Source organism: Clostridium sp. BJN0001, from assembly GCF_022869825.1.
Taxonomy (GTDB): Bacteria; Bacillota; Clostridia; order Clostridiales; family Clostridiaceae; genus Clostridium.
The window spans coordinates 2421619-2445596 of the sequence record NZ_CP094971.1 but is presented as its reverse complement, the minus strand read 5'-3'; the positions used below and the strand labels follow the sequence as shown (position 1 = coordinate 2445596).

The following is a 23978-nucleotide window of genomic DNA, read 5'->3' as shown; positions in this document are numbered from 1 at the left end:
GGGGAATTAAGAAAAAAATAAATTAAGACAAGAGAGTATTCATGGGCAACTAAGAGTTTCCGTGAGAACTCGAAGACTTGAGAGGGGGAAGGTTCAAAGCAGAACCGGAGATAGATGAAAAATAAAATTTTAGCAGTTATTTTAGCGGCTATGACAGCTATGACAGTTATGAGTGTTCCAATGCCAGTCTTAGCAGAACCAGATTCTGGAAAATTATCACAAACAAGACAAAAATATGCTGAAATTGAGCAGAAAATTCAAGATATACAGGATAAAATATATGATTTAGATAGTCAGATTGAACCACTTCAGGTTACAGTAGATAAAAATAATAAAGAAATTGAAGATATAACATCTCAGATAGAGAATAATAATAAAGATATAGAGCAATGTAAAGTGACTCTTAATAATCTTGATTTAGCTTTAGGAAAAAGAGTTAAAGCTATGTATTCATCTGGAGATTTAGAAGCAAATTATCTAAATTATCTTTTTGAATCAGAATCAACAAGTGATTTCTTTGGAAGAGTTCAGGCTATTTCTACTATAGTTAGAAAAGACAAAGAATCAATTTCAAAAATAGAAGATAAAAATAAAGAACTTGATGATAAAATTAATACATTAAATGATAAAAAAGATGAAATCGATAAATTAAATAGTAAAGTACAGAGCTCTTTAGAAGATTTAGATTCTAAAAAGGAAGAGCAACAGACTTTAATTGAACAGGCAAAAGATGAAAGAGACAAGTTTGATACTGAGTACTTATCACAAATTGAAGAAGAGGTTGTAAAACCACAATTTGCTATAATAGATAGTAGCAGTAGTACAAGCTCAGATATAAATGCTGCAATTTCTCAGCTTAGAAGTATTAGAGATAATCAGCTTAAGAGTCCTACAGTTATAACAGAAGTTAATGAAAAAATAGAAAAAGCAAAAGTAACAGCAAGTCAGAAACAGCAAGAAGAAACAGCTGCTTCGATTAATAGAAGTGCTTCAAAAGCACAAGCAGCTACTGCTTCTTCAGGTTCGGTTTCAGCACCTAATGCAGGAAATGCACAAGCTGTACTTAACGAAGCGTATAGACATCTTGGAACTCCATACGTTTGGGGCGCAACAGGACCAACAAACTTTGACTGTTCTGGTTTTACTCAATATGTATATAAAAAGGCAACAGGAATAGACATATCGAGGACTACATATTCTCAAATAAATGTTGGACAAGCAGTCAGCAGGAGTGAACTTCAGCCAGGAGACTTAGTGTTCCCACATTCAGGACATGTAGGAATATATGTTGGAAATGGTCAAATGATTCATGCACCGCAAACAGGTGATGTTGTTAAAGTTTCAACAATAGGAAAGTTTTACGCAGCAAGAAGAATTTTATAATTATCTAATTAAAAAAATGAGGACTGTTTATAATTTATTGTAACAGTCCTTTTATTATGTTATAAATTAGGATAGAATGTAAATAATTAAAATTATGAAGAGGAAAATATATGATTTATAATGATGTTATAATTAATACAGATGAAACTTTAGACGATCTTCAGCTTAAATCACTTAGAATAATTCAAAAAAAGGATGGATTTCGCTTTGGAGTTGATGCAGTTCTATTATCTGATTTTGCAGATATAAAATCACGTGATAGAGTTCTTGATATATGCAGTGGAACAGGAATAATCCCTTTTCTACTATATGGAAAGTACCAGCCACAATATATATGTGGAATAGAAATTCAACAAAGCATGATAGAAATGGCTAAAAGAAGTGTAAAACTTAATAATCTTACTGATAAAATTGATTTTTTTGCAGAAGATCTTAAAAATATAGAATTTTTAAAAAAACTACAGAAATTTGATGTAGTTACTGTAAATCCACCATATAAATTAAGTAATTCTGGAATAAAAAATCTATCTGATAAAATGGCAATAGCAAGACATGAAATTCTCTGTAATCTGGAGCAAGTAATAGTAGCTGCAAAAAGTTCACTTAAAGATAATGGAAAACTTGTTATGGTCCATAGACCAGAAAGATTAGTTGATATCTTCACTCTTTTTAGGAAATATAAAATTGAACCAAAAAGAATAAAAATGGTTTACCCAAAGCTTAATAAAGCACCTAATATAGTTCTTGTAGAAGGAAGAAATAATTCTGGAAAATATTTAAAATGGGAACCATCTATATATGTTCACAATGAAGATGGTTCATATACTGAAGAAATTAATAGAATATACGGGAGGATATAAAATGGGAAATGGAAAAGTGTCATTAATCCCAACACCAATAGGAAATTTAAAAGACATAACTTTTAGAGCTGTGGAAACTCTTGAGGCAGCTGATTATATAGCAGCAGAGGATACAAGGCAGTCACTTAAACTTCTGAATCATTTTAACATAAAAAAACCAATGCTAAGTTATCATAAATTTAATGAACAAGGAAAAGGAAATAAAATAATAGAGCTTGCAAAAAGTGGAAGTAAAATTGCCATTATATCAGATGCAGGAACACCTGGAATTTCTGATCCAGGGAGTGTTATAGTAACAAAATGTATAGAGGAAAATGTGGATTTTGAAGTACTTCCTGGAGCAACTGCAATTACTACTGCACTTGTATATTCTGGACTTGATACAACTAAATTTCTGTTTAGAGGTTTCCTTCCTAGAGAGAATAAAGAGAGAAAACAGATAATTGATGAGATATCATCTAATAAAGAAACACTTATTTTTTATGAAGCACCTCATAGACTTTTATCTACACTTTCATATCTTAATGAAACATTTGGAAACAGAAACATTGCAGTATGCAGGGAACTTACAAAAATATATGAGCAGATTTTTAGAGGAAACATACAGCAAAGCATAGAATATTTTTCCGAAAATAAACCAAAAGGTGAATTCGTACTTGTTGTTGAAGGAAAAACAGATGAGGAAATTAAAAAAGAAAATGAAGAAAAATGGGCAGATTTATCAATTGAGGATCACATTGTAAAATATATTAGAGAAGGAAAAACAAAAAAAGAAGCTATAAAGATGGTTGCTTTAGATAGAAATATGCCTAAGAATGAAGTATATAAATATTCAATTCCTATAAACAATATATAGATAAATACAGAAAAATAGAGACAACTATCGAAATATTAAGATAACTGTCTCTATAAATAGTAAGTATTATTTTCTAATATTTTATATTATTTGTCGTTCTTTAATTCGGCAAGACATTTTTTACAAATATTTTTACCTTTATAATTGACAACATCTCTTGCATCTCCACAGAAAATACAAGCTGGTTCATATTTCTTTAATATGATTTCTTCTCCGTCAACATAAATTTCTAGAGCGTCTTTTTCTGCGATGTCTAATGTTCTTCTTAATTCTATAGGAATAACAATTCTTCCTAACTCATCGACTCTTCTTACTACACCTGTTGATTTCATATAAATACCTCCTAGATTAATTACAATATTCGACATATTACTATGATATTTTAGCAAAAAAAACAAAAAATATCAATAAAGATTTCAAAATATTTATTAAAGTTACAAATTTCAACTTTAAAAACTATATTATAAATATACTACCAAATTTTTGAAAAGTCAATAATCATTTATATATATTTTTGAATAATAATTAGGCAAATTTTACACTTAGACAAAAATAAAGATAAAAGTTGTAAAAGGTTTATAAATACTATATAATATATATAAAGTATTATAAGAACGCTGGTGAATAGAATGGATAAAAGACTTGATGTTAATTATATTAAGAAATTGACAGAAGAAATGTCAAAAAAAAGTATTGTTACATTTGATGAATTGCCTAAATATGATCTATTTCTTTCACAGGTAATAGACTATTTAAATGATGAGTTTCCTGATGAAAAATTTACGAATAATATAGTTCAGAATTATATAAAAAGTGAAGTTATTACTAAACCTGAAGATAGAAAAAAAAGAGGATATACTAAAGTTCATCTAATTCAGCTTGTCTTATTAAGCTATATGAGGCCTGTATTAACAACAGAAGAGATAAAAAAGGTATTCCGACTTGCATTTAATGAAATAAATGATAGGAATGATGACATAATAACATGGGAAGAAACGTTTAAGACTTTTGTAAATATACAGGAAGATAGTACACACGAGTGTATAATATCTTCTTTAATTAATGATGAAAAACTTGAAAAGATAATTAAGAATTTTGATTTAAAGAATAAAGAAGAAGACAGAATAAAAATATTTATAATAGTACTAATACTTATACAAGAAGCAAGTATTATAAAAAAGATAGTGCAGAAACTTGTAAACGAATATTATGTAGATGAAGATTAGATAAATAAAGATATTTTAAAGTTTATTAAAACATAACTTTAAAATATCTTTTTAAAACTATTCTTTTAGGAAAGGAACTACATTAATGGATAAATATATTGTTAAAGAGTCTGTAAGAAATTTTGTTGAATTTTGTTTAAAAACAGGAGATATAGATAATAGATTTTCGGGGAAAGCAGCAAGAGCAGTAGAAGGAACTAAAGCACATATAGAACTTCAAAAAAACAATCAAAAAAGATATCCACTTTATCAAAAAGAAGTATATCTTTCTCATGATTTTATTACTGAAAACGTTAATATAACAATTGAAGGAAGAGCTGATGGAATAATACATGATGGAGATTCAATAATTATAGAAGAAATTAAGTCAACATATGTTCCATATTCATTAATATCAGATAAAAATATACTTCACTTAGCACAGGCTCAAGTTTATGCTTATATATATGCAGAAAATAATAATATAGATGAAGTTACAGTTAGGCTTTCATACGTTCAGCTTGAAACATATGAAATAAAAAGTTTTGAAAGAAAATTTACTATAATAGATTTAAAAAAAATTATAGAAGAACTTATAAGTAAATATATAAAAATATGTCTTATGATCTTAAAAAGCCGACAAGAGAGAAATAGAACTATTAAAGAATTAGAATTTCCTTTTGAATCTTTCAGAAAAGGACAAAAGAAACTTTTAAAGAATATATATTTTACTATAAAAGAGAAAAAAGTGCTGTTCGCACAGGCACCTACAGGAATTGGAAAAACTATTTCAGCAATCTTTGCATCTTTAAAAAGTATTGAAGCTGGCTTTGGAGAAAGAATATTATATTTAGTACCAAAGGAGACCAATAAAAAGGCAGCACAAGATACATTCTCTTTTTTAAGAAGTAGAGGAATTAAGATAAAAACAATAGTAATTACAGGGAAAGAGAAAATCTGCTTAAATGATAAATGTGAATGTAATCCTGAGGCATGTATATATGCTTCAAAATATTATGACAAGATAAGAGATGTTATAAATGAAATAATAGATGCTGAAAATGATATTTCCAAGGAAATAGTATTGAAATATGCAGAAAAATATAATATATGCCCGTTTGAACTTTCACTTGATTTATCTAAATATTGCGATGCTATTATTTGTGATTATAATTATCTTTTTGATCCGGGATCTAAATTAACATTTATTCAGGAAATGAAAGGAAATATTGTACTTATAGATGAAGCACATAATCTTGCTTCAAGAGCAAGAGAAATGTATTCAATAAATCTTTTCAAGAGTAATATAATGAAATGCAGAAATATATTAAAAGGTAAATCTATTATTCTCTATAGATTGCTTGGAAAAATAAATAGTGAGTTTATAAATTTAAGGCATATTTGTGAGGAAACAGAAGAAAAAAAGATCCACTGCATCGATAAACCGGAAGAACTTATAAAACAAATCAAAAGATTTGTATTAGAAAGTGAAGACTTTTTATCAAAAGAGAAAAAGCTTAAAGGGTATGATGAAATTTTAGATTTATATTTTGACTTTAACAGATTTATGACTGTAGCTGATTTATATGATAATCATTTTTGTACGTGTATAGAAATAGATAAAAATGAGGTCCGAGTTACACTCTTTTGCATAGATCCCTCATTAATAATAAGAAATGTAGTTGACAAATGTGAAAGCACTATATTTTTTTCAGCAACATTATCTCCATTTACATATTATATAAATATTTATGGATGCGATCCACAATCATATAGAGTAAAACTTCCATCTGCATTTGAAAAAGAAAATCTTAAGGTGTCTATAAGTCCTATAGATATAAGATATAGAAAGAGGCAGCAAACGCTAGATATAGTGGCAGAAAAAATAGCAACATTTATGAAAGAAGAACAAGGAAACTATATGATTTTTTCTCCCTCGTACGTATATATGGATATGCTTTATAAAAAACTTGAATCTGAAAAATGTATAGATAATAAAAAACTTATCTATCAGAAAAGGGATATGAATGAAGAAGAAAAGAAAAAATTTATAGATTTATTTAAGAAGGAAAAGAATATTGTAGGTATATGTGTAATAGGGGGATCTTTTTCTGAAGGAATAGATCTTCCAGATGAGCAACTAAAAGGATGTATAGTAGTAGGAATTGGATATCCCAAAATATCATTTAAAAATGAAATTATAAAAGAATTTTTTAAAGAAGAAGGATTAAATTATGCATATCTTTATCCGGGAATAATAAAAGTTATTCAAGCTGTTGGAAGAGTTATAAGAACAGAAACAGATAAAGGAAGAGCACTTCTTATAGATGATAGGTATTTAAATAATAATATAAAAAATATTCTTCCGCAAGAATGGTTTCCTATGGCAAAGTACTAGAAAAATTTGAAAAAAAGTTTATTTATATACCTAAGTATGCTAAAATATTGATGTCAGTTGTAAGAAATATTATAAAGACACATTAAAAGGAGCGAAAGATATGAATATTCCATTAATTGATTTAAAAGCTCAATATAAATCAATAGAGAATGATATAGATAAAGTTACTAAGGAAGTTCTTTCTTCAGCAGGATACATTATGGGAAAAAATGTACTAGGCTTTGAAGAAGAATTTGCAAAATATTTAGGAGTAAAACATGCAGTTTCTGTTGGAAATGGAACAGATGCACTCATAATTACACTAAGATCTTTAGGAATAAAGCCGGGAGATGAAGTTATAACTTCAGCTTTTACATATTTTGCGTCTGCAGAAGTTATTGCAGCAGTAGGTGCTACACCAGTTTTTGCAGATGTAAGGAAAGATACATTTAATATTGATCCTAAATCTATAAAAGAAAAGATTACAGATAAAACAAAAGCAATTATAGCTGTACATATATTCGGACAATGTGCAGATATGGATGAAATTAATAAAATAGCAAAGAAACATAATTTAAAGGTTATAGAAGATGCTTGTCAGGCAGCAGGTGCTACTTATAAAGGAAAGAAAGCAGGAAATCTTGCTGATGCAGCATGCTTTTCATTTTTTCCTACAAAAAATTTATCATGCACAGGAGACGGCGGTATGATAGTTACAAATGATGATGATGTAGCTATTATAGCAAGAGCTTTAAGAACTCATGGATGTGGAGAAAACGGACAAAAGGCATATAATCTTATAAATCATACTAATGAAAGCCTTGACATAGAAAATGATGGAGATGATACAGTTTATAATCCTCTAAAGTATTATCATTTCTTCGTAGGATATAATTCAAGACTTGATGCTATTCAAGCAGCAATTTTAAGAGTTAAACTTCCTCATTTAGATAAGTGGAATGAAATGAGAAGAAAAAATGCTTCAATATATAGTAAGAAACTTGCAGGTTCATGTGTTGTTACTCCACAAGTTAAGGAATGTAATGAACACATTTATCATCAATATGTTATTCAGTGTGAAGATAGAGAAAAGATGCTTAAGAAGTTAAAGGAAAAAGGTGTTGCAACTGGAGTATATTATCCTGTTCCACTTCATCTTCAAAAAGTATTTAAAAATCTTGGATATAAAAGAGGAGATCTTCCTGTATCTGAGTATTTAGCAGATAGAACATTTGCAATTCCAGTCTACCCAGAGATGACTTCTGAGCAGATTGATTACGTAGTATCTGCTATTTGTGAGTAAAGCAGGTGATTAATATGGATAAAGAATATTTTGTACATGAATCAAGTTATGTTGATGATAATGTTACTATAGGAAAAGGAACTAAAATATGGCATTTTTCGCATATAATGAGTGGATGCACTTTAGGTGAAAAATGTAATATAGGTCAAAATGTTGTTATTTCACCAGGTGTTATTCTAGGAAAAGGTGTAAAAATTCAGAATAATGTATCAGTATATACTGGAGTTAAATGTGAAGATTATGTTTTCTTAGGACCATCATGTGTATTTACAAATGTAATTAATCCAAGAAGCTTTATAGAAAGAAAAAGTGAGTATAGAGAAACAGTAATACATAAGGGAGCGTCGATAGGAGCAAATGTTACTATTGTATGTGGACATAATATAGGAAAATACGCACTTATAGGGGCAGGAGCTGTTGTAACAAAGGATGTACCAGATTATGCACTTATTGTTGGAAATCCAGGAAAAGTTCTAGGATACGTTTGTGAATGCGGTGAAAGGCTTGTCTTTAAAAATAATAAAGCTGAGTGTAGTGCATGCAAAAAGAAATACAAAATAGATGATAGCGGCAGAGTATGTGAATATTAACTAAATTTATATAATAAAAATTTTAGGAGGCATAATATGTCAAAATTAAAGCAGGAATTGTTAGATAAAATTAATAATAAAACAGCTAAAGTAGGAGTAGTAGGATTAGGCTATGTTGGTCTTCCACTTGCTGTTGAAAAGGCTAATGCTGGATACAAGACAACAGGATTTGATGTTCAGGAAAAGAAAGTTAGTATGGTCAATGAAGGAAAGAATTATATAGGAGATGTTGTCGATTCAAAATTAAAGAAACTTGTTGACGAAAAAAAATTAAGAGCAACAACTGATTTTAGCTTTGTAAAAGATGTTGATACAATCTGTATATGTGTTCCTACACCACTTGATTTATATAAGCAGCCAGATTTATCATATGTTGTTTCTTCAACAGAAAGCGTTGCAAAATATCTTCATGAAGGTATGCTTATTATACTTGAAAGTACAACATATCCAGGAACTACAGAAGAAGTATTAAAACCAATTCTTGAAAAAAGCGGTTTAAAATGTGGTAAGGATTTCTTCTTAGCATTCTCACCAGAAAGAGTAGATCCTGGTAACAAGAGCTATAATACAAAGAATACTCCAAAAGTTGTTGGAGGATGCACTGAAGAGTGTACTGAAGTTGCAGCAGCTTTATATAGAAATGTTCTTGAAGGAGATATTCATACAGTATCATCTCCAGCAGTTGCAGAAATGGAAAAAATACTTGAAAATACATTTAGAAATATAAATATAGGACTTGCAAATGAAATGGCAATTCTATGTAATAGAATGGGCATTGATGTATGGGAAGTTATTGATGCTGCAAAGACAAAACCATATGGATTTATGCCATTTTACCCAGGCCCAGGACTTGGTGGACATTGTATACCTCTAGATCCATTCTATTTAGAGTGGAAAGCAAAAGAGTATGATTATCACACTAAGTTAATTGAAACATCTGGAGAAATAAATGATTCAATGCCTGAATTTGTACTTGATAATGTTATGAAGGTATTAAATACTCATAAAAAAGCATTAAATGGTGCAAAAGTATTATTAATGGGAGTTGCATATAAGAACGATATCGATGATTATAGAGAATCACCAGCATTTAAGATTATAGAATTATTAGAGAAAAATGGTGCAGATCTTTTAATTAATGATCCATATTGTCCAGTATCAAAATATAAAGGACATGAATATCACTCAGTAGATTGGAAAGATGTAATAGATGATTCTGATATAGTTATAATTACAACTAATCACTCATGCTATGACTATGATGAGATTGTATCAAGAGCAAAATTAGTTTATGATACAAGAAATGCTACTAAGGATGTTGTAAATAATAGAGAAAAAATATATAAGTTATAATAATTTCATATAAAATAGCATATAATAATAAAAACAAATGGGAGAAGAGACATGAAAAGTAAGCAATATGTTAATTTTATTATTTATCTAATAGCGAAAATAAAAGAGGATGATATTTTTGCATTAGCATCACAGCTTGCGTATTATTTAATAATGTCTTTTTTCCCATTTGTTATGTTTATAATGACAGTAGTCGGATCTAGTGATTTTAGTTCAGAAAAAATACTTGAGCTTATGTTAACCGTTCTTCCAAGGAGTGTTGTTGATCTTACAGAGGAAACGGTTTTTGAAGTTTTTAATGGATCTAGTAAAGAGATACTTGGTTTTTCTTTTTTGGCTACATTATGGAGTGCATCTGCAGGCTTTCGTGCAGTAATTAAAGGAGTAAATAAAGCATATAAATATACAGAAAGAAGATCGTTTATAAAGCGTTCATTAATAGCAATGCTAAGTGTTTTAGCATTGTCAATAATAGTTGTTATGGTACTTGGTCTTATAGTATTTGGAACAATTATTGGAAGGTATCTTAGAGAATTTATTAAATTTAAAATTATGGCAGTTGTTTTAATTAGAATTTTTAGATATGCTTTTGTAATTATTTTTATGATTTCTATTTTTACAACTATTTATGTTTTGGCCCCATCTAAGCATTTAAAATGGAAAGATGGTCTTCCAGGAGCAGTTTTCAGTACAATTGGATGGATGCTAGCATCAGTTGGATTTTCTTTTTATGTAAATAATTTTAATAATTATTCTAAATTTTATGGGAGTCTTGGAGCGGTATTTATCATGATGACATGGATTTTTTTGGTTTCAATGATATTTATTATTGGAGTTGAAATTAATTGTGTAATTGACAAAATAAAAAAAATTTAGAAAAAGTTAACGAAAGTGTTGAAATCGTTTCAAAGTGTGTTATAATATATATGTAAACGATATAAAAAGTTTTTCAATTATGGGATTTTAATAGAGAGAATGAGAGAGGAAAAAAGAGACGAAAGTCTCTTTTTTTCTTTGCAAAAAATTTAACAAAGCAATAAAATTGACGGGAAATAGATTTTTTTGTATTCAAGTGTAAAATAAAAGACAAAAAAAGTTTGAAAAGGGATACAAAATATGACAAAAAAGGCAGTGTAAATATGGTAATATATACACTGTAATATAAATTATTGTTTTAGAAGGAAGGTATAAGGGTTGGTAATTGTAGAGGAGTATGTGGAGTCGATTTGTGACAACAGCATAAATTACAAATATATATACAGATTAACTAAAACAGATTTTGAAAATAGAAATGTTTATGGTATTGAAATAGAAAGGGATGATTATAAAAACTCTAAAAATATTAATATTGAAAGGGAACAAGTAGAAATAATTTCCACACAAAAATATAAGGTTGAGAAACTTCTTAAAAAGTTATTTGAGAATAAAGTTTCTCCAATTCAACTTATTGATGTAATAGGGTATTATGTTGATGAATGTATATATAGTGATTTTTTTGATGATCAGATTTTGAATGCCTAACAAATATATTTATTTAAAGTGATATAATAAATTATAATATTTATTATAAGGAGAATATAGTATATGATTTTTGGCGTTGGAACTGATATTGTGGAGATTAAGAGAATTGAGAGCTCGGTTAATAAAAACAATAATTTTATTACAAGATTTTTTACTGAAGCTGAAGTAGAGTATTTCAAAAGCAAGAGAATGAAAGCGAACGTTATAGCTGGAAATTTTGCGGCAAAAGAAGCAATAAGCAAGGCAATAGGTACAGGGTTTAGAGGATTTTTTCTAAAGGATATTGAAGTACTTAGAGATAATTTGGGAAAACCTTTTGCTAATGTGAGTGATAAGCTAAAACGTATAATAGGTGAGAAAGATTTTAAATTACATGTTAGTATTTCTCATAGTATGGAAAATGCAACGGCTTTTGCAGTATTGGAGGTGTTCAGTGAATGATAGATGTATTATCATCAAAAAATTGTAGGATGCAAGATAAGGAAACTATTGAGAGAGTAGGAATTCCGTCAGTTGTGCTTATGGAAAATGCAGCTTTAAAAATTTTTTATGATATAAAGGACAAAGGAAATAAGTTCTTAATATTTTGTGGAACAGGCAACAATGGGGGAGATGGTCTTGCAATTGCAAGGCATTTAATTGAAACAAAAAAAGAAGTAATTGTATATATAGTAGGAAATATTAAAAAGCTGAGTAATGAAAATAAGATTTATTTAAATATTTTAAATAATATTATGGAAATAAAAAATATAAGAAATATAGCTGATACTTTAGAAAATTATGATGATGTCATTAAAGAAGTAGAGCAAAATGATATTATTATAGATGCTATGTTTGGAACAGGTTTAAGCAGAAATCTTAGTCAAATGTATGTAAAATTAATTGATATAATAAATGATTATGGAAAATATAAAGTATCAATAGATATTCCGTCTGGGTTAGATTGTGATACGGGAAAGATTTATAAAGCTGCAGTACATGCAGATACTACATATACAATTGAAAATATGAAATTAGCCTTCTTAATATATAATGCGATTGAGTATATTGGAAATATAAAAATAATAAAAATAGGGATACCTGATAAGGTAAAAAGAAAATTTTCTGAAAATATTTATATAATGGAGAGAGATGAATATAAATATTTAATTCCATGTAGAAAGATATATGGACATAAAGGAAATTATGGTAATGCGGTAATTGTTTCTGGCAAAGATAGTTTTACGGGAGCAGCATTTATATGTACTGAGTGTACAGTAAGAGCTGGAGCAGGTCTTACGACACTTATTACACATCCGAATATAAAAAACTTAATGTCATCTAAGTTAATTGAAGCGATGACAATGGGGTTAGAAGATGAAAATGTTATAAAAAAAATAAAAGCAGCTGATTCAATTGCTTTTGGACCTGGATTTGGGTTTTCTATCTTGGAGGAAAACTTTTTGAAAAAAGTAATTGAAAATAGTAATTGTAATCTTGTTATAGATGCAGATGGAATTACTATTTTAAGTAGAAATAAAGAATTATTTACAAAACTAAAAAACAGAACAGTCATTACTCCTCATCCTGGAGAAATGGCAAGACTTGCTGATACTACAATAGAGAGTGTAGAATCAGATAGAATTGGTATAGCAAAAAGCATAGCTAAAAAATATGGTATTGTGGTACTTCTTAAAGGATATAATACTGTAATTACTGATGGCAATGATACTTATATTAATAAAACAGGAAATAGCAAAATGGCATCAGGGGGAATGGGTGATGCATTAACTGGGATAATAAATGCATTGTTATCGCAGAAAATGTCTCCAGTTAATGCTGCTGTGCTTGGAGCATATATACATGGAAATATAGCAGACACTATTGCACAAAGTTCTTACATAGTAAATGCGAGAGATATAATATCAAATCTTCCTAAAGAGATTGAAAATCTACTAAAATAAGAATAAATATCTTTTGATTTTCATAATGATTAGTATATATAGTATTTGAAATTCGGAGGATATTTAATGAAAATTAATAAAGAAAGCATCAAAAGGAATGTGCCTAAAATTGTTCTACTTATGATTCCTATAATAATAATTTCGTGTATTATTATTTCAAGAAAAATGGTAACACCATCAGATTCTGAAATTGTGAACAATTTAAAAAATGTAGAAAATTATAGCTGCAGTGCAGAATACACATTTAAAAATAGCAGATCTGAGTATAAAGAAATGACCAAACAGTTTTATAGTAGAAAGTATGGAAGCAGAATAGAATTTGATGACTTATATAAAAGAGTAAAGGTTTATAACGGCACAGAAATAAAAATTAAAGATATAAATGATGAAAATTTCAAAATAGATTCAGATATAGACTGTGTTTATCCTTTAGCTTTTATGAATAATTTTTTTATGGATGATAAAGAAGTTGAACTTAATGAAATTCAGCCTGAATGGGCAGATAAAATGTATATTGAAGCAAAAATAAACTATAACAGTAAAAATTCATATTTTTATGTGGCTAAACTTTATATAGATAAAAATACAAAATCACCTGAAATGCTTATAATCACAGATGAAAATAAGAACGAAAGAATAATAATTAGGTATACTAATTTCAAAATAGAAAAAGAGTTAGATAGTGATTTATTTTAATTTAATATTTATCCATGTTTTATAAAGTAGTTTGTATAGGAGGTATATACATAAAGTTATCAAAAATTTTACATTTAAACTCTAAATATTATGTAATTATCAAAAAAATAGTAGAAAAGGGACGAGTTTTTTTTGCAAATTGTAATTATTTGTCTTATAATCAAATATAGAATATTTGAGTGGAGGAATAATTATGTCATCTAATATGTCGTTGAAAAAGATAGTTACAGAGAAAAATGAAAAAAACAGTGGAATTTTTGATAACCAGTTAATATCATATAGTAATGATTATATTCAGGAATCAGATTTTTTTGAGAAAATGAAAAATGGATATATTGAAATGTCTCAAATAGATCTTGAGTATTCTGGTATAGGATTTGATTATTTTTTAGATGATGTTACTCAGTATGAGGCATGGATTTGCGGAGAGTGATTATGAAAAATGACAAATATTCTTGTTAAAAGAGGAGATATTTTTTATGCTGATTTAAGCCCGGTTATAGGTTCAGAACAGGGTGGAATACGCCCTGTAATTGTTCTACAAAATGATATAGGAAACAGATATAGTCCTACAGTAATTGTAGCAGCAATTACATCACAAATAAATAAAGCAAAACTTCCTATACATGTTGAAATTTCTTCGGTAGATTATGGACTAAATAGAGATTCTGTTGTTTTGTTAGAACAGATAAGAACATTAGACAAGAAAAGATTAAAAGAAAAAATTGGACATATGACTGAAAACGATATGAAAAAAGTCAACAGGGCTTTATCAATTAGTTTAAATTTATAAAGATAATGGAGTATGCAAAACTTGTGGACAACCACAGTAAGCATACTCTATTTTTATTTAAAATAATTTACATTTTAAAAAGTATAGCACATTGAAAAATAGTATATACAAAATAAATTTTTTATGATAGAATAAAACTGCTTAATAAGTGAAATAATAAAATGTGAAAATTATTAACAGGGGGTTACGCAATGAATAATATTAACGAGCTTCAGGATATGGCAAAACAAATTAGAAAAGACATTGTATCAATGCTTACAGAATCAGCTTCAGGACATCCAGGTGGATCTCTTTCAATAGCAGATATAATGTCAGTATTATTTTTTAAAGAATTAAACATAGATCCTAAAAATCCTAAGGATCCTAATAGAGACAGATTTGTATTATCTAAAGGACATGCAGCACCTGCCTTATATAGTGCTTTAGCAAGAAAAGGATTTTTTGATCCAGCAGAATTAAATACATTAAGAAAAATTAATTCAAAACTTCAAGGACATCCTAACATGAATGACGTTCCAGGAATTGATATGTCAACAGGTTCATTAGGACAGGGAATTTCAGCAGCTGTTGGTATGGCACTTGCAGGAAAATTAGATAATAAATCTTATAGAGTATATACTATTTTAGGAGATGGTGAGTTAGAAGAGGGACAGGTGTGGGAAGCATCAATGTCTGCAGCTCATTATAAATTAGATAACCTTACTGCTTTTATAGATAATAATAACTTACAGATAGATGGAAACATTGAAGATGTAATGAATCCTAAGCCAATAGATAAGAAATTTGAAGCCTTCGGATGGAATGTTCTTGTAATAAATGGACATGATTATAATGAAATTTTAGATGCTATTGATAAAGCTAAGAAATTTAAAGGAAAGCCAACAGCAATAATTTGTAATACAATTAAGGGAAAAGGCGTTTCATTTATGGAAAATCAGGCTTCATGGCATGGAACAGCACCAAATAAGGAACAATGTGCACAGGCATTAAAGGAATTAGGAGGGGAGAACTAATGGGAAAAATGATTGCAACAAGAGAAGCTTATGGTAAAGCATTAGTTAAATTAGCGGACCTAAATAAAGACGTAGTTGTATTAGATGCAGATCTTTCAAAATCAACTAAAACAGCAGAATTTAAAGCTGTTGCAAAAGACAGATTTTTAGATATGGGAATTGCAGAAGCAAATATGATGGGAGTTGCAGCAGGACTTTCAACATGTGGAAAAGTTCCTTTTGTAAGTTCATTTGCTATTTTTGCTACAGGAAGAGCATTTGAACAGATAAGAAATTCAATCTGCTATCCTAAGATGAATGTAAAAGTATGTGCAACACATGCAGGACTTACAGTAGGTGAAGATGGTGCTACACATCAGTCTGTAGAAGACATATCACTTATGAGAAGTATTCCTAATATGACTGTAATTAATCCATGTGATGCAGTTGAAACTGAAGCTGCTATACTTGCTGTTTCAAAATACCAAGGACCATGTTATGTAAGACTTGGAAGATTAGCTGTTGAAACAATAAATGATAAAGATAATTATAAGTTTGAGATCGGAAAAGGAATTACATTAAGAGAAGGAACAGATGCTACTATTATAGCAACTGGAATAATGGTTCAGACTGCACTTGAAGCAGCAGATGAATTAAAGAAAGATGGAATAAGTGCAAGAGTTATAAATATTCATACTATAAAGCCAATAGATACTGCTTTAATAGAAAAGGCAGCAAAGGAAACAGGAGCTATAGTAACTGCTGAAGAACATAGTGTTATAGGAGGACTTGGTTCAGCTGTAACAGAAACAGTTACAGAATTATGCCCTGTACCAGTTCTTAGAGTTGGAATTAAGGATACATTTGGAGAGAGCGGAAAACCAGCTCAACTTCTTGAGAAATATGGACTTACAGCAAAAGACATAGTTCAAAATGTTAAGAAAGTAGTTAAAATAAAATAGATTTTTATAATTTATTTCTATAAGGGGGCTGCCACCTGCAATAAATTTGTAGGTAGCGGCTTTTATTTATATTAAAAATTACAGGAGATGATGTAATGAAAGATGATTTTTTAAAAGAATATGCAGTTATAACTCTTGGAATAATATTAGTTGCAATATCTGTAGAATATTTTTATGCGCCAAACAATTTAGCAGCAGGAGGCATTACTGGAGTGGCAATCATAATAAATGCAGTAATACCTAAATTTTCTGTTGGTGAAGTTACACTTGTATTCAATCTTTTTCTTTTTATAGTTGCATTTGTATTTATAAATGGAGATTTTGGAATCAGAACACTTTATGCAACAATGGGATTATCGGTTTCTTTATGGTTTATTGAAAAGTTTTTTAATCCATATGCGTTTACAGATGATCTTATAATGGCTACTATTTTTGGAACTCTTATTTCAGCAGTTGGAATGGCACTTATTTTTTATCAGAATGCATCAACTGGAGGTACTGATATTATAGCTAAAATATTAAACATATTTTTCCATATTGATATAGGAAAATCACTTCTTATAGTTGATTTCTTTATAACAGTAGCTGGTATGATAGTTTTTGGAGTTAATATAGGTCTTTATGCACTTTTATCTGTTATCCTTTTAGGAATTATGATAGATAGGATTATAGAAGGATTTAACATTTGCAAGAGTGTAATGATAATAAGTGATAAAAATATGGAAATTTCAGATTTCATAATGCAAAAACTTACAAGAGGATGTACATTTCTAAGAGCTTCAGGAGCATATTCTGGGAATAAAAATGATGTTATATATACTGTATTAGGTAGAAATGAGTTTATTAAATTAAAAAGATTTATTAAAGAAACTGATCCAGATGCTTTTATAGCAGTAGGTGAGGTACATGAAGTTTTAGGTCAGGGATTTTCTGACATAAAAAAACCTTAATTTATCTTTAATAATTTTGTAACATGAGAGTATTGTAGTATGTTATAATAAAAAGTAGATTTTGTATATTTTCTACGAAATTATAGCAAATTAAGGAGTGTAGTATAATGATTCAATTTAGAGGAGTATCTAAGATATACGGTAATAATGTAAAAGCATTGTCAGATATTAATGTCGAAATAGAATCTGGAGAGTTTGTATTTTTAGTTGGACCTAGTGGCTCTGGAAAATCTACTTTTATAAAAATGCTATTAAAGGAAGTTGAACCTACAACAGGTAAAATTTTTGTTTCAAATAAAGATCTTTCAAAAATAACAAGAAAACAAGTACCATATTACAGAAGAAAGATAGGAATGGTTTTTCAGGATTTTAGACTTATCCCTACACTAAATGTTTATGAGAATGTTGCGTTTGCGATGAGAGTAATAGAAACATCAAGTAAAGAAATTCGTAGAAGAGTTCCTATGGTTTTATCACTTGTAGGATTGTCACACAAATATAAGATGTTTCCAAATGAACTGTCAGGAGGAGAACAGCAGAGAGTATCTCTTGCAAGAGCACTTGTAAATAATCCTTCAGTACTTATTGCAGATGAACCTACAGGAAATCTTGATCCTGAAACTGCAAAAGAAATAGTACAGCTTCTAGATGATATAAATAAATCTGGAACAACTGTAGTTATGGCAACACATGCAAAAGAGATAGTTGACTATATGCAAAAGAGAGTTATTGCAATTGAAAAAGGTGAACTTATAAGAGATGAAGAAAGGGGTATGTATACAGGTGAAGATTAGTACTATAACATATTATATAAAAGATGCGTTTAAGAGTTTAAAGAGAAATAGAACTATAAGTATTGCTTCGATAATAACTGTGATTATTACTTTCTTTGTATTAGGTATATTTTCATTAGTTGCAAGTAATATAAATAACATTGTTCAAGATGTAAAAAATAAAGTTGATGTAAGAGTAGTATTAAAAGAAGATATTAAGCTTATAGATCAAAGAGAAATAGAAGTAAAACTTAGAGAAGTTGAGGGAGTTACAGAGGTTAAATATAAATCAAAAGAAGAGGAATTTAATGATTTAAAAGAGTCAACTCATGGAAATGAAGGACTTTTAAGTGGATATACTCTTCAGAATAATCCATATACAGGTTCGTTTGTTGTAAAGCTTCAATCACCAGAATATGCTCAAAATGTAACAGATGCAGTTGAAGATATGAGTGGAGTAGACAAAATAGATAGTCAGCAGGAAACAATTGATAAAATAGTAAATGTAGTATCTGGAATTAGAATAATAGGATTTGGATTATTTGCTATACTTATAGGCGTTTCTATATTCCTTATTATGAATACCACAAAACTTACTGTATATTCACGAAGACGTGAGGTTGGTATTATGAAATTTGTTGGTGCAACTGATTGGTTTATCAGATGGCCGTTTGTTATAGAAGGTATGGTTATAGGATTTTTAGGAGCAACATTATCATGTTTACTTCTATTTGCAGCATATAGCGGAATGTATTCATGGATTGCGTCACATCTTATGATTGTAAATCTTGTATCGACAGGATTTATATTTAGTAGTCTTTTATGGAAATTTATTATTGGAGGAATTTTTATTGGAGGATGTGCAAGTGCATTGTCACTTAGAAAATTCCTTATAGTATAAAATTTCTAAATTATGAATATAATTATAATGCACGATGCACAATTTTATTGTGCATCGTGCATTTTTACATTACAATAAAATAAACTGTGTGAAAGGAAGTTTTTGTAATGAAAAATATAGTTAAAGATAAGCTGAGTGAAAAAGCAAAATCTAGAATAATAGATATAATTATAGGAATAAGCATTGTTATATGTTCATTGTTATGCTTTTTTGCTGGAAACTATATGGGTTCAAAAGGTATTTTTTTAGTAAAAACAACACCAAAGGTAGTTAATGATATTACTATGTCTAATAGTGCTGCAAATTATAAAGCTCTTTTTGAGGTAAGAAGCAAGCTTCTCGAAAAATACTATTCTGATATTGATGATAATAAACTTCTTGAAGGTGCAATAAAGGGAATGACAAATGCGGTTGGCGATAAATATACTAAATTTTATAACAAAGAAGAAATGGATGAATTTTTAAATGAGAGTAAAGCTTCTTTTGAAGGAATAGGTATAGAAGTAACAGCAACAGATAATAATGAAGTTGAAATAGCAGATATAATAGAGGACTCACCTGCATCAGAAGCAGATATACAAAAAGGTGATATTTTATTAAAAGTAGATGATAATGATGTAACTGCAGATACTTTTGATGATACTACAAAAATTATAAGAAGTGCAGCAGAAGAAAAAAAACCAGTTTCTGTTAAGTTAAAGAGAAACGAATCTATTGTTGATACTGATGTTGATACAGCGGTAGTTAAAGTATCATCTGTAGATGGAAAAATGATTAATGAAAATGTAGGTTATATAAGAATAAAGACATTTATAAATGAGAGAACATCAATTGATTTTGAAAATGAAATAAAATATCTTAAAGAAGATGGGATGAAAGGACTTATTTTAGATCTTAGAGAAAATCCTGGAGGTTTACTTGATGAGGCTGTAGGGGTTGCATCTCAGTTTATACCTAAAGGAGATACAATAACATATACTGTTGATAAATATAATAATAAGGATATATCAGTATCTGAAGGCGGAATAGCACAAAAAATGCCTCTTGTACTTTTAGTAAATGAGAATAGTGCAAGTGCATCTGAAGTTGTAACAGGAGCACTTCGTGATTATAAAGCAGCAACTATAATTGGAAAGAATACGTTTGGAAAAGGAATAGTCCAAATGACATATAAATTTTTAGATGGAATAGGTGGACTTAAAGTAACAGTGTCTAAATATTACACACCTAATGGTGAAAATATTCATGAAATAGGTATAAAACCAGATATTGAAGTTGATTCAGATGAGAGAGTAAGTGATGTTTCGTATAATAGCGACAATGACGAACAAATGAAAAAAGCAATAGAAAAAATTGAAGAAAATATAGATTAGGTGGAAAATATGCTTGAAAATATAAGTATACAATGTTTGTTTATAATCTGTGTCATATTTATTATGTATAGGAAAAATAAAAAAATTGAAGATATGCAGATAAAAAAGATGGGGGAGAGTACATTCTCTGCAATTTATGTTACTATAGAAGATTTCTTTCTTTCAGTTTTTGCAGGGACTGTGCTTACAGTTTTATTTAATGCTTTTCAAATAAAGTTTTCTAATGTAAAAGAAGTATTTATAATTTTTATTATTTCAATAATTCTATATAAAATAAATCATCATCTCATATGCTTTTCATATTCTGCTTCAATCTTTGGACTATTTAATGTACTTTTTATAGATGCGCATTTTAATTTAATTAATCTTATTTTATTTGTAGCGCTACTTCATATTGTGGAAGGATTTCTTATAATTATAGACGGTCATAAATGTGCAGTTCCTTTTATAAAAAATGAAAGTGGAATAACGTATGGAGGATTTACTTTAAGAAAATATTATGGAGTTCCATTTATCGTTATGGTTAATAATATTTTATCAGGTTTTTTTGTAATATATGCACTTTTGGGATATTCTTCATCTACACATACTATGAGTAAAAGAGGAAAGTCATTATATTCAGGGATTCTTATAGTTTTATATGGTTCTATTTTATATGGTATGTCACTTATATTAAATACAGAAAAAACATCGCTTTTTCTTATTATATTAATGCCATTTCTTCATGAGACTATGCTCATTTTAAATAGAAAAATTGAAAAAAGAGATACGTTTAAATTTGTAAGCAGTGATAGAGAACTTACTATACTTGAAGTTTGCAGAGGTTCTGAAGCAGATACGTATGGTATAAAATCTGGATTTAAAATAATATCTGTTTCAGGACAAAAAATAAAGAGTGAAGAAGAAATATATTCTTTATTAGAAAAAGAAGAATTGGCAGTTATTAAAATAATTGATTTAAAAAATGTTATAAAGGACATTAATTATAAACATACTAAAGGAAGAAGAACAGGAATGATGATAGTTCCATATAGAGACGATAGATTTTCTACCATTTTAGGTAAAATTACAGAAAGTTAATAATAGAATATTTATGGCTTGACTTACTTAATTAAGAAACGTACAATATAGAATATCGAATGAATGTTCGCAAAAAGGGAAGTGAGATTATGCCAAAATTTAAAATCCATTCAAAGTATAAACCTACAGGGGACCAGCCTCAGGCTATTGAAAAAATTATAGATTCTCTTCAAAACAAAAATAGATGTCAGACATTATTAGGAGTTACTGGTTCTGGAAAAACATTTACTATGGCAAACATAATTGAACGTCTTCAGCGTCCAACTATTGTACTTGCTCATAATAAGACTCTAGCAGCACAATTATGTTCTGAATTTAAAGAATTTTTTCCAAATAATATTGTTGAATATTTTGTAAGTTACTATGATTATTATCAACCAGAAGCATATGTTCCACAGACTGATACATTTATTGAAAAAGATGCATCTATAAATGATGAAATTGATAAGCTTAGACATTCTGCAACATCAGCACTTTTTGAAAGACGTGATGTGATTATAGTAGCATCTGTATCATGTATTTATGGTTTAGGAAATCCAGATGAATATAAAAAACTTACAATAAGTATACGAAAAGGTATGGAAAAAGAAAGAGATGAAATTATAAAAGAGCTTGTTGATATACAGTATGAGCGTAATGATATTGATTTTAAGAGAGGAACGTTTAGGGTAAGAGGAGACTCTTTAGATATAATTCCAGCATCATCATCTAAGAGCGGAATAAGAATTGAATTTTTTGGAGATGAAGTTGATAGAATAAGGGAGTTTGATGTACTTACAGGAAATATTATAGGAGATAGAGAGCATGTTTCTATTTTCCCAGCATCACACTTTGCGACATCAAAAGAAGTTATAGATAGGTCAATAAATGTTATTGAAAATGAACTTGAAGATAGATTAAGAGAACTTAATTCACAGGATAAACTTTTAGAAGCTCAAAGATTAAGGCAGAGAACAAATTATGATATTGAAATGATACGAGAGATGGGTTACTGTAGCGGAATAGAAAATTATTCAAGGATATTCGATGGAAGGGATAAAGGTATGCCTCCATATACTCTTCTTGATTATTTCCCTAAAGATTACTTAATGTTTATAGATGAAAGTCATGTAACACTTCCTCAGGTAAGAGCAATGTATGCAGGCGATAGATCTAGAAAAAATACTTTAGTAGATTATGGTTTTAGACTTCCATGTGCATATGATAACAGACCATTAAAATTTGAAGAATTTGAAAAGAAGATAAATCAGGTTGTATTTGTAAGTGCTACACCTTCAAAATATGAACTTGATAATTCAAATGAAATAGCTGAGCAAATAATAAGACCTACAGGACTTCTTGATCCTAAAATTATTATAAAATCAGTTAAAGGACAGATAGACGATTTATATTCAGAAATTAAAGATACAGTAAAAAGAGGATATAGAATTTTAATAACAACACTTACTAAGAGAATGGCAGAGGATCTTACAAAGTATTTATTAGAACTTAAAGTTAAAGCTACATATATGCACTCTGATATAGATACAATAGAGAGAATGCAGATAATTAAAGATTTAAGACTTGGAAAACATGATGTTCTTGTAGGAATAAACCTTTTAAGAGAAGGTCTTGATATTCCTGAAGTTGCGCTTGTAGCAATACTTGATGCTGATAAGGAAGGATTTTTAAGGTCAGAGACTTCGCTTATTCAGACAATAGGAAGGGCAGCAAGAAATTCAGAAAGTAAAGTAATAATGTATGCAGATACAATAACAAAGTCAATGAATTATGCAATAAAAGAAACAAATAGAAGAAGACAGATACAGACAGAATATAATGAAAAACATAATATAATTCCAAGAACAATTGTAAAAGGAATAAGAGATGTAATTGAAGCTACAAAAGCAGAGGATTATAAAGAAAATGATAAAAATAAAACAGAAAAGAAATTTAATAAAAAACAGAGAGAAAAACTGATAAAAGATTATACAAAAGAAATGGAAAAAGCTGCTAAGAATCTTCAGTTTGAAGAGGCAGCACGTCTTAGAGATAAGATAGAAGAACTTAAAAAACAAAAATAAGTGA

At 28.9% G+C, this 23978-nt stretch carries 24 protein-coding genes; 23 read left to right on the top strand and 1 reads right to left on the bottom strand.

Annotated features, from left to right (window positions below):
- Window positions 1-114 precede the first annotated feature (114 nt).
- The 3 genes from MTX53_RS11860 to rsmI all read left to right on the top strand — a co-directional run bounded on the left by MTX53_RS11860 (window position 115) and on the right by rsmI (window position 3099).
- Window positions 115-1383 carry a C40 family peptidase gene (locus MTX53_RS11860; protein WP_244833977.1) on the top strand — a complete coding sequence of 423 codons (1269 nt, stop codon included), beginning with the start codon at window positions 115-117 and terminating at the stop codon, window positions 1381-1383.
- Between the two features lie 110 nt (window positions 1384-1493).
- Entirely contained in the window at window positions 1494-2243 is a 750-nt protein-coding gene (locus MTX53_RS11855) for a tRNA1(Val) (adenine(37)-N6)-methyltransferase (protein WP_244833976.1), read from the top strand.
- 1 nt (window position 2244) lies between these two features.
- On the top strand, window positions 2245-3099 hold the full coding sequence (gene rsmI / locus MTX53_RS11850) for a 16S rRNA (cytidine(1402)-2'-O)-methyltransferase (protein ID WP_244833975.1): 855 nt from the start codon (window positions 2245-2247) through the stop codon (window positions 3097-3099).
- Window positions 3100-3185: 86 nt separating this feature from the next.
- Here the strand turns inward: rsmI and MTX53_RS11845 are convergent, their stop codons facing one another.
- Complete coding sequence (locus MTX53_RS11845; RefSeq protein ID WP_244833974.1) at window positions 3186-3431, bottom strand: AbrB/MazE/SpoVT family DNA-binding domain-containing protein; 246 nt, start codon at window positions 3429-3431, stop codon at window positions 3186-3188.
- 297 nt (window positions 3432-3728) lie between these two features.
- Between MTX53_RS11845 and MTX53_RS11840 the strand changes: the two genes are divergently transcribed.
- From MTX53_RS11840 to uvrB, 20 genes are all read left to right on the top strand, one after another.
- The gene (locus MTX53_RS11840) at window positions 3729-4325 is read left to right on the top strand and encodes a DUF1836 domain-containing protein (protein ID WP_244833973.1); all 597 of its coding nucleotides are present in this window, start codon (window positions 3729-3731) and stop codon (window positions 4323-4325) included.
- An 85-nt stretch (window positions 4326-4410) separates the two neighbouring features.
- Window positions 4411-6702: a helicase C-terminal domain-containing protein gene (locus MTX53_RS11835; RefSeq protein ID WP_244833972.1), complete on the top strand. Its 2292-nt coding sequence runs from the start codon at window positions 4411-4413 to the stop codon at window positions 6700-6702.
- Between the two features lie 100 nt (window positions 6703-6802).
- On the top strand, window positions 6803-7984 hold the full coding sequence (locus MTX53_RS11830) for a DegT/DnrJ/EryC1/StrS family aminotransferase (protein ID WP_244833971.1): 1182 nt from the start codon (window positions 6803-6805) through the stop codon (window positions 7982-7984).
- A 14-nt stretch (window positions 7985-7998) separates the two neighbouring features.
- Window positions 7999-8574: an acyltransferase gene (locus MTX53_RS11825; RefSeq protein ID WP_244833970.1), complete on the top strand. Its 576-nt coding sequence runs from the start codon at window positions 7999-8001 to the stop codon at window positions 8572-8574.
- Window positions 8575-8610: 36 nt separating this feature from the next.
- Window positions 8611-9927 carry a nucleotide sugar dehydrogenase gene (locus MTX53_RS11820; RefSeq protein ID WP_244833969.1) on the top strand — a complete coding sequence of 439 codons (1317 nt, stop codon included), beginning with the start codon at window positions 8611-8613 and terminating at the stop codon, window positions 9925-9927.
- 51 nt (window positions 9928-9978) lie between these two features.
- Window positions 9979-10803 (top strand): YihY/virulence factor BrkB family protein, encoded by an 825-nt coding sequence (locus MTX53_RS11815; RefSeq protein WP_244833968.1) that lies wholly within the window; start codon window positions 9979-9981, stop codon window positions 10801-10803.
- Window positions 10804-11121: 318 nt separating this feature from the next.
- On the top strand, window positions 11122-11448 hold the full coding sequence (locus MTX53_RS11810) for a DUF6514 family protein (protein WP_244833967.1): 327 nt from the start codon (window positions 11122-11124) through the stop codon (window positions 11446-11448).
- A gap of 63 nt (window positions 11449-11511) precedes the next feature.
- Window positions 11512-11889, top strand: coding sequence for a holo-ACP synthase (gene acpS / locus MTX53_RS11805; protein ID WP_244833966.1), 378 nt, complete (start codon window positions 11512-11514; stop codon window positions 11887-11889).
- The gene (locus tag MTX53_RS11800) at window positions 11886-13391 is read left to right on the top strand and encodes an NAD(P)H-hydrate dehydratase (protein ID WP_244833965.1); all 1506 of its coding nucleotides are present in this window, start codon (window positions 11886-11888) and stop codon (window positions 13389-13391) included. Before acpS ends, MTX53_RS11800 begins: the two co-directional genes overlap by 4 nt.
- Window positions 13392-13457: 66 nt before the next feature.
- Window positions 13458-14087, top strand: a complete 630-nt coding sequence (locus MTX53_RS11795) for a germination lipoprotein GerS-related protein (RefSeq protein ID WP_244833964.1) — start codon at window positions 13458-13460, stop codon at window positions 14085-14087.
- A 193-nt stretch (window positions 14088-14280) separates the two neighbouring features.
- Window positions 14281-14520 (top strand): hypothetical protein, encoded by a 240-nt coding sequence (locus MTX53_RS11790; protein ID WP_244833963.1) that lies wholly within the window; start codon window positions 14281-14283, stop codon window positions 14518-14520.
- 9 nt (window positions 14521-14529) lie between these two features.
- Window positions 14530-14880, top strand: a complete 351-nt coding sequence (locus tag MTX53_RS11785) for a type II toxin-antitoxin system PemK/MazF family toxin (protein WP_280527248.1) — start codon at window positions 14530-14532, stop codon at window positions 14878-14880.
- A 191-nt stretch (window positions 14881-15071) separates the two neighbouring features.
- Window positions 15072-15893 carry a transketolase gene (locus tag MTX53_RS11780; RefSeq protein WP_244833962.1) on the top strand — a complete coding sequence of 274 codons (822 nt, stop codon included), beginning with the start codon at window positions 15072-15074 and terminating at the stop codon, window positions 15891-15893.
- A complete protein-coding gene (locus tag MTX53_RS11775) occupies window positions 15893-16834 on the top strand; it encodes a transketolase family protein (RefSeq protein ID WP_244833961.1) in 942 nt (313 codons plus the stop codon). Before MTX53_RS11780 ends, MTX53_RS11775 begins: the two co-directional genes overlap by 1 nt.
- 95 nt (window positions 16835-16929) lie before the next feature.
- Complete coding sequence (locus MTX53_RS11770; RefSeq protein WP_244833960.1) at window positions 16930-17784, top strand: YitT family protein; 855 nt, start codon at window positions 16930-16932, stop codon at window positions 17782-17784.
- Between the two features lie 107 nt (window positions 17785-17891).
- The gene (gene ftsE, locus MTX53_RS11765) at window positions 17892-18578 is read left to right on the top strand and encodes a cell division ATP-binding protein FtsE (protein ID WP_244833959.1); all 687 of its coding nucleotides are present in this window, start codon (window positions 17892-17894) and stop codon (window positions 18576-18578) included.
- Window positions 18568-19458 carry a permease-like cell division protein FtsX gene (gene ftsX / locus MTX53_RS11760; protein ID WP_244833958.1) on the top strand — a complete coding sequence of 297 codons (891 nt, stop codon included), beginning with the start codon at window positions 18568-18570 and terminating at the stop codon, window positions 19456-19458. Before ftsE ends, ftsX begins: the two co-directional genes overlap by 11 nt.
- A gap of 107 nt (window positions 19459-19565) precedes the next feature.
- Window positions 19566-20831, top strand: coding sequence for a S41 family peptidase (locus MTX53_RS11755; RefSeq protein WP_244833957.1), 1266 nt, complete (start codon window positions 19566-19568; stop codon window positions 20829-20831).
- 9 nt (window positions 20832-20840) lie between these two features.
- Window positions 20841-21911 (top strand): hypothetical protein, encoded by a 1071-nt coding sequence (locus MTX53_RS11750; RefSeq protein ID WP_244833956.1) that lies wholly within the window; start codon window positions 20841-20843, stop codon window positions 21909-21911.
- Between the two features lie 89 nt (window positions 21912-22000).
- Window positions 22001-23974: an excinuclease ABC subunit UvrB gene (uvrB, locus tag MTX53_RS11745; protein ID WP_244833955.1), complete on the top strand. Its 1974-nt coding sequence runs from the start codon at window positions 22001-22003 to the stop codon at window positions 23972-23974.
- The last annotated feature ends 4 nt before the right edge of the window (window positions 23975-23978 follow it).

Coding starts and splice junctions, on each gene's coding strand:
- MTX53_RS11755 (WP_244833957.1), top strand. CDS start 19,566: ATGAAAAATATAGTTAAAGATAAGCTGAGTGAAAAAGCAAAATCTAGA.
- MTX53_RS11845 (WP_244833974.1), bottom strand. CDS start 3,431: ATGAAATCAACAGGTGTAGTAAGAAGAGTCGATGAGTTAGGAAGAATT.
- MTX53_RS11835 (WP_244833972.1), top strand. CDS start 4,411: ATGGATAAATATATTGTTAAAGAGTCTGTAAGAAATTTTGTTGAATTT.
- MTX53_RS11795 (WP_244833964.1), top strand. CDS start 13,458: ATGAAAATTAATAAAGAAAGCATCAAAAGGAATGTGCCTAAAATTGTT.
- MTX53_RS11830 (WP_244833971.1), top strand. CDS start 6,803: ATGAATATTCCATTAATTGATTTAAAAGCTCAATATAAATCAATAGAG.
- rsmI (WP_244833975.1), top strand. CDS start 2,245: ATGGGAAATGGAAAAGTGTCATTAATCCCAACACCAATAGGAAATTTA.
- MTX53_RS11775 (WP_244833961.1), top strand. CDS start 15,893: ATGGGAAAAATGATTGCAACAAGAGAAGCTTATGGTAAAGCATTAGTT.
- MTX53_RS11785 (WP_280527248.1), top strand. CDS start 14,530: ATGACAAATATTCTTGTTAAAAGAGGAGATATTTTTTATGCTGATTTA.
- MTX53_RS11825 (WP_244833970.1), top strand. CDS start 7,999: ATGGATAAAGAATATTTTGTACATGAATCAAGTTATGTTGATGATAAT.
- MTX53_RS11800 (WP_244833965.1), top strand. CDS start 11,886: ATGATAGATGTATTATCATCAAAAAATTGTAGGATGCAAGATAAGGAA.
- MTX53_RS11790 (WP_244833963.1), top strand. CDS start 14,281: ATGTCATCTAATATGTCGTTGAAAAAGATAGTTACAGAGAAAAATGAA.
- acpS (WP_244833966.1), top strand. CDS start 11,512: ATGATTTTTGGCGTTGGAACTGATATTGTGGAGATTAAGAGAATTGAG.
- MTX53_RS11780 (WP_244833962.1), top strand. CDS start 15,072: ATGAATAATATTAACGAGCTTCAGGATATGGCAAAACAAATTAGAAAA.
- MTX53_RS11815 (WP_244833968.1), top strand. CDS start 9,979: ATGAAAAGTAAGCAATATGTTAATTTTATTATTTATCTAATAGCGAAA.
- ftsE (WP_244833959.1), top strand. CDS start 17,892: ATGATTCAATTTAGAGGAGTATCTAAGATATACGGTAATAATGTAAAA.
- MTX53_RS11770 (WP_244833960.1), top strand. CDS start 16,930: ATGAAAGATGATTTTTTAAAAGAATATGCAGTTATAACTCTTGGAATA.
- MTX53_RS11820 (WP_244833969.1), top strand. CDS start 8,611: ATGTCAAAATTAAAGCAGGAATTGTTAGATAAAATTAATAATAAAACA.
- MTX53_RS11860 (WP_244833977.1), top strand. CDS start 115: ATGAAAAATAAAATTTTAGCAGTTATTTTAGCGGCTATGACAGCTATG.
- uvrB (WP_244833955.1), top strand. CDS start 22,001: ATGCCAAAATTTAAAATCCATTCAAAGTATAAACCTACAGGGGACCAG.
- MTX53_RS11840 (WP_244833973.1), top strand. CDS start 3,729: ATGGATAAAAGACTTGATGTTAATTATATTAAGAAATTGACAGAAGAA.
- MTX53_RS11750 (WP_244833956.1), top strand. CDS start 20,841: ATGCTTGAAAATATAAGTATACAATGTTTGTTTATAATCTGTGTCATA.
- MTX53_RS11855 (WP_244833976.1), top strand. CDS start 1,494: ATGATTTATAATGATGTTATAATTAATACAGATGAAACTTTAGACGAT.